The organism is Vibrio sp. HI00D65 (genome assembly GCF_001635455.1).
Classification (GTDB): Bacteria; Pseudomonadota; Gammaproteobacteria; order Enterobacterales; family Vibrionaceae; genus Vibrio.
Window position 1 is genome coordinate 1 of record NZ_LWEH01000544.1, and the last position, 1,425, is coordinate 1,425.

The window sequence follows — 1,425 nt, forward strand, 5'->3', positions numbered from 1 at the left end:
CCGGAGTAATTTAAAGCGTTATGCACTTCCACTTTTCTAAAATGCATGGTTTGGGCAATGATTTCATGGTCGTGGACTGCATTACTCAAAATATTTTCTTTTCTCCAGATTTGATCCGTCGTTTGGCGGATCGTCACACTGGTGTGGGCTTTGATCAGCTACTTGTGGTTGAGGCTCCCTATGATCCAGAAACTGATTTCCATTACCGCATATTTAATGCGGATGGCAGTGAAGTGGAACAGTGTGGTAATGGTGCTCGTTGTTTTGCACGATTCGTTCGCATGAAAGGCTTAACGAATAAGTACAGCATCAACGTAAGTACTAAGAAAGGCAAAATGGTTCTCAAGATTGAAGAGAATGACCTGATCACCGTGAACATGGGTATTCCTGAGTTCGAACCAAGCAAGATCCCATTTAAAGCGAAGCAACCTGAAAAGACCTACATCCTAAGAACCGATGCACATACTTTATTCTGTGGCGCGGTCAGTATGGGTAACCCACATGTGGTGACCGTGGTTGATGATGTCGATACGGCTGATGTGGATACCTTAGGTCCTCTGCTTGAATCACATGAGCGTTTCCCTGAGCGTGTTAATGCTGGCTTTATGCAGGTGGTTAACCGTGAAGAAGTGCGTTTACGTGTTTATGAACGTGGTGCAGGTGAAACTCAGGCTTGTGGTAGCGGTGCCTGTGGTGCTGTTGCGGTTGGTATTACTCAAGGCTTACTGGCTGAGAATGTGAAGGTTAGCCTACCAGGCGGTGACTTACACATTAGCTGGCAAGGTCCGGGGAAACCTCTGTATATGACGGGCCCAGCGACGCATGTATTTGATGGCCAGCTTTCTTGCTGATAACGATACATAACAGATAGATACATAAAAAAATAAAGGATAGGTTTTGTCTAACGTTGAAGCCGACGCACTCACCGCAGAAGTGGTCGCGGAATATTTACGTGATAACCCAGATTTTTTCCAAGACCGAAAAGATTTGGTGGATCGTCTTGCTATTAATAACGTTGAGCAGGGTGCCGTCTCTCTGGTCGAGATTCAGCTTAAACGTCAACGCCAGAGAATCGAAGAGCTAGAAGAAGAGATCACTGGATTGATGTCTCTGGCGGCGAATAATGATAAAACTTTCTACGAATTTATGGATCTGCAAGCGCAAGTGCTGAAATGCAGTGACTTCATGCAGGTAATTAAAGCGGTTGAGCAAAAGGCACTCGACCTTGGGTTGAAGGCTCATTTGCGAATCCTTTCGCAAACGGGTTTTTATCAACTCAGCGAAGAGGGTTACTCGAAGTTTTCGCTTAACCACTTTAATGGCAAAGATGCCTACCTCGGGCGTTTGAGAAAAGCAGACAGACAAGATTTGTTTGGTGATTTTCCGGTTCCAGAGCTAGGCTCTTATGTAGTACTACCGCTTGCT

The 1,425-nt window shown here is 45.3% G+C and carries 2 protein-coding genes; both read left to right on the top strand.

What is annotated here, in order from left to right; genetic code table 11:
• The first annotated feature begins 20 nt into the window (after nucleotides 1-20).
• Nucleotides 21-851 (top strand): diaminopimelate epimerase, encoded by an 831-nt coding sequence (gene dapF / locus A3712_RS23355; protein ID WP_063525199.1) that lies wholly within the window; start codon nucleotides 21-23, stop codon nucleotides 849-851.
• A 46-nt stretch (nucleotides 852-897) separates the two neighbouring features.
• Nucleotides 898-1,425 (top strand): DUF484 family protein (locus A3712_RS23360; protein WP_063525200.1); only part of this gene is annotated, 528 nt, incomplete at its 3' end.

Bases quoted from the DNA above. Each gene is read 5' to 3' on its own strand.
- dapF (WP_063525199.1), top strand. From the start codon at position 21: ATGCACTTCCACTTTTCTAAAATGCATGGTTTGGGCAATGATTTCATG.